Raw genomic sequence first — 3984 nt, 5'->3', positions numbered from 1 at the left:
TAACGCCAAGTTGTGGGGCGCCGCAGCGCGGCGTCCCACACCAACGCCTTGTTAAATGAAAATTGCAGGATCTTCTTGATACTTGGGAGAAGCTTTATCTTCTTCCCATAGTTTATAAATCGTTTCTATCTCTTCTTCTGAGATAAGAGTAAACCCGCTTTTCTTTTCAGTTTCCAGAAGTTTGTTTAGAATAATTTCTCTGGATTTTAGTCTAAATGGCCCCAAACCTCGGACTCCATTTCTTCTAACTGTGCAGCGATGATTTGTATCATCTCTAATAGATAATATCCAACTTCGAAATTCTAGTAGGGGTTCCAAGCTACGAAATCCATTTTTAATAAGATTACTAGTAGCTTTATCCTGCCGTACAACTGTGCACGTCCAGCACCCGAACCTTCCTTTACTGCATGGTGTGCTATCTGGTAATCGGATGATAGGACATTCACCAGATATTTGACGATAAATATCAGCAATGTAAGAGGCATTGATTGATGTTATATTGTTTTTAGTTAATAGAGACTCCCAAACATCGTCTGTAGAAAAGTCTCGAATGGGGCTAAATAGAATTGTATTTTTGTGCCCCGTTTGTTTGAAGAAGTATTTGTTATCAGTTTCGTTTCTTTTTAGGATCTTGTCTCTCTCATTGCTTTCATTATATCTTGTTCCTAGAACTACAATGGTTTCCTCTTCCCCAACGATTTCCTTAATTGCTTGCTGAACTGGATTTATTCTTAATTTATCAGTACACCACCTAAACTTGTTGGTTGGTGTTGGATAACCTCGACCTATTACTTTCACAAAATAGTGGTCTTTAAGTGGTGGTTTGATACATGTAGTTTTTATATTTATTCCTAAAGACAGTCCCTCAGCTTGTATCAGTTTTAAACTTTCAATTATATGATCTCGAAGTACAGGGATTTCAACGCCAGTGTCACAGTAAAAGATATTCACTTCTTTAGGGTGATTCAATCCTGATAGTGAAGTGAGCAAGATTTTTATAACTAGGGATGAGTCTTTTCCACCGCTATAGCCAACTACCCAAGGTCTTTCATCGACACAAAAATACTCTTTTGTTACATCCGATACAATTTCAAAGTTACTTAAAGTCATTAACTAGCTCCGCTATCCTTTTCTGGAGCTCTTTTTTGTGGTTTGTGGTAATGAAATCTATTTGATCATTTCCAAGCCTAATATGTTCTTTTACAGTTCTGGGGTGTATTAGCATATGTGACAATAATGTGATAATAATAATTATGGTCCCAGATATATACAAGATTGGAGCGTATTCTAAGAAAAAATAGAGCGAGAAGTAGATAGCTGAGAAAAGATATCCAATAAGTGCAACATCCGCTGTCGATGTCCACATTAATCCATTATCTCTCACAAGCTTTGACTTTTCTTTCAAACTTGGGTCGTTATCAATAAAATTATAAAAAATATTCATCAATTTTTTTGAAGACTTTAGTTTTTTTATTGTTTCTTCTTCCTCTTGAGTTGTTAAGCCTTCATCAACAAGTCTACTCCTAATGTTATTGGTGATTCTTGTGTGACCTTCATTATTTATGAGTCCTCTGAACTTTAAACTGCTAAATACGCTTCCAATTATGTAAGCTATAACAGTTGCTCCTGTTCCAGTTATCATTTTTAGTGTTTCATCTAGCTCTAAGAAATTCCCTGTTATGTATATGTATAACGGAATTGCGAATAGTATAAAAGTAACACCAGGGACAATTTTCCTAAATCTTTTTAGTGTTATGAGTTCCATCTGTACTCTCGATGTATGTTTTGCATTTAACGCTTGCATGAGGGGCGCCGCCGCAGGCGGCGTCCCTTTGATGCACTTGTTACCCGCTTTTGCGGCGATGTTTGAAAATGCTGATGCTGGCATTGCACAAAGGCAGCAGTGACCAAAGAGCAGGCAGAATGAGTTTGTTTGCTGACCAACCAGGAAAACTGGAACCAATTGCGGCCTTGCCTGCCAGCTTTGAAATAGTGAATAGCGGTGCTGAGTTTACCCCGATTTTTACACCACGCAAATGTGAAATGCTTGCCGTGAAATAATGAACTGACAGCATCACGAAACCTTGGGAGCACTTTGCTGGCGCTGGCACAACTGGGAAGCAGCCAGAAAATATTTGCAGGAGAAACACGTTGAATTGCTGAACTATCAGGATTTAAACCGTGACAAACTCCGATGCTGGCTGCCAGCTTTGCAGAACCACTGGTTGCACAATGCTTGTGCTGGCGTTGCACGATAGAGATAAATTAGTTGAGCACGCTACCGCCTGCCAGCGAAGATAAACCTGCAGCAATTCCTTTTGCTGACGCTGGCATTGCACGAATCAACTCTATTGCTGACCGCCAGCTTTGAAAGGGCTGAGGTTAAAGACTTTTGGCGGGATTTACGATGACTTGGGACTATTCATTCCCCCAACGCGGGTAACGCCTAAATCAGGTGCGCCGTAGGCGTCACATGGATTTACTTGTTATAAGCCAATTGCGAAAAACTAGATTTCTGTATATAGGGCAATAGGATCAATAATGATTTCATTCTCCAGGCGTCCTGTAAATGTTGACTCCAAGTGACTCATATGGTCAATCATATTTGCTAAGGCAAGTTTGAGTATGCCTGAATCATTGTTGCTTTCAGGGGGTAATGATACTTCTTTAAATTGAGTTACAACACCAAAAATCACAAACTCAACTTCTGTTTTTCTAGAATACTTTCTAATTAGTAAGTTTTCTTTTTCCCGAAGACACTCTCGTTTCAGATTTGCAGATATTATGGAGTTTTCCAATTCCATTTTAACTTCGAACTGGTCATCAAACCCATAGCTTAACATGTAGGATAGGCTTTTTAGGAAATCAGGGTCTTGATATAGTCCGCGCTCTTTTGCAATTTTTTCTAAGTCTGTTGCTTTTTTATATGCGCCATTAATTTTATTTTTTTGATTTCTATCTTTAGTATTTTGTAATTGATCGTCATGTTGCAACTTTAACTCTTCACGTTCAGCGAATGTAGTTACACAAGCCATTGCTTTACCGATCTCGTTAAAGTTCTCCATAGTGTGACGTATTGATTTAACGTCATTAAAGGTTACTTTTGCTTTGACTCGGACAAAAGGCATACCTTCTAAATCTTGGATAGTATTTCCTTCAGAAACTGACAGCTCTAATACTTTACCAATTTTATTTAATTCATTTTCAAAAATATTGTAAGAGTGATCATGAAGGTATTTTCTTTCAGTTTTTACATCACTTTGCTTAAGAATATCTGCAAGTACACGTCCGCTACCAACGGGTCCTTTTTGCTGCTCCTTCTCTTCCGTAGAGTTACCAGACTCAGTTAGGATGTATTCGGTTATACCTTCAAAAACTTGTGATGATAATGAGTAAAGTTTTTCTACATCAAGATAAACGAAATTTTTCATCTTATCTTTTCCTTGATAAGTAATCTTCATAAAATTTATTTCGTGTCGAAATGAGTGACCAAATGGCAACTCCTCCCCCAAGCAGACAAAGGATAATAGTTGCTGTCACTATTGCAGTGGTCATGCAGAAACTCCCTGTGTTTCTGTTCTATGGTTTGAAACCCTGTCATACACCGAGTAGCTAAGAGAAAATGAAATTATAGCGAGACCAATTGTACAAAATTTTATTGCCGACTGATCGATGAATTTATCACCAAACAATGTGAGTGAATAAAGAATACTGTAAAAAGCGATGAAGCAAATTGACGTCCCATTTTGGACAGTTTTCCAATTTCTATCAATGTTGTCAAAATGCTCTATTTCATTGATGTTAGATATATGTAGAACCAAACCAAAGGAAATAAAATCTGATGGTACAAATATTTCAACAACATTACCTTTTGTGACTCCCCAAACTAGAAGCCTCGATAATATAGGTATCAAACCTACAACCACTGTATAGATTAACCATTTGATTTTTTTACTTTCCATAGACTCGATACTTGATTTGGCT

The 3984-nt window shown here is 37.7% G+C and carries 5 protein-coding genes; 1 reads left to right on the top strand and 4 read right to left on the bottom strand.

Annotation, left to right across the window (positions count from 1 at the left end; genetic code table 11):
- Nucleotides 1-51 precede the first annotated feature (51 nt).
- Nucleotides 52-1110 carry a phosphoadenosine phosphosulfate reductase domain-containing protein gene (locus M3P05_RS20165; RefSeq protein ID WP_249701928.1) on the bottom strand — a complete coding sequence of 353 codons (1059 nt, stop codon included), beginning with the start codon at nt 1108-1110 and terminating at the stop codon, nt 52-54.
- Entirely contained in the window at nt 1097-1888 is a 792-nt protein-coding gene (locus M3P05_RS20160) for a hypothetical protein (RefSeq protein WP_249701927.1), read from the bottom strand. Before M3P05_RS20160 ends, M3P05_RS20165 begins: the two co-directional genes overlap by 14 nt.
- Between M3P05_RS20160 and M3P05_RS20155 the strand changes: the two genes are divergently transcribed.
- On the top strand, nt 1873-2061 hold the full coding sequence (locus tag M3P05_RS20155) for a hypothetical protein (RefSeq protein WP_249701576.1): 189 nt from the start codon (nt 1873-1875) through the stop codon (nt 2059-2061). The genes M3P05_RS20160 and M3P05_RS20155 overlap by 16 nt on opposite strands.
- 446 nt (nt 2062-2507) lie before the next feature.
- On the opposite strand, the gene M3P05_RS20150 is transcribed toward M3P05_RS20155, so the two are convergent.
- Together M3P05_RS20150 and M3P05_RS20145 are read right to left on the bottom strand one after the other, a co-directional pair.
- Complete coding sequence (locus tag M3P05_RS20150) at nt 2508-3461, bottom strand: DUF6414 family protein (protein WP_249701926.1); 954 nt, start codon at nt 3459-3461, stop codon at nt 2508-2510.
- Between the two features lie 90 nt (nt 3462-3551).
- Nucleotides 3552-3984 (bottom strand): hypothetical protein (locus M3P05_RS20145; protein WP_249701925.1); only part of this gene is annotated, 433 nt, incomplete at its 5' end.

Source organism: Parendozoicomonas callyspongiae, assembly GCF_023502345.1.
Lineage (GTDB): Bacteria > Pseudomonadota > Gammaproteobacteria > Pseudomonadales > Endozoicomonadaceae > Sansalvadorimonas > Sansalvadorimonas callyspongiae.
Note: the sequence above shows the minus strand (reverse complement) of the source record. Positions and strands in the feature narration are given on the sequence as shown.

Coding starts and splice junctions, on each gene's coding strand:
- M3P05_RS20150 (WP_249701926.1), bottom strand. CDS start 3,461: ATGAAGATTACTTATCAAGGAAAAGATAAGATGAAAAATTTCGTTTAT.
- M3P05_RS20160 (WP_249701927.1), bottom strand. CDS start 1,888: ATGCCAGCATCAGCATTTTCAAACATCGCCGCAAAAGCGGGTAACAAG.
- M3P05_RS20165 (WP_249701928.1), bottom strand. CDS start 1,110: ATGACTTTAAGTAACTTTGAAATTGTATCGGATGTAACAAAAGAGTAT.
- M3P05_RS20155 (WP_249701576.1), top strand. CDS start 1,873: ATGCTGATGCTGGCATTGCACAAAGGCAGCAGTGACCAAAGAGCAGGC.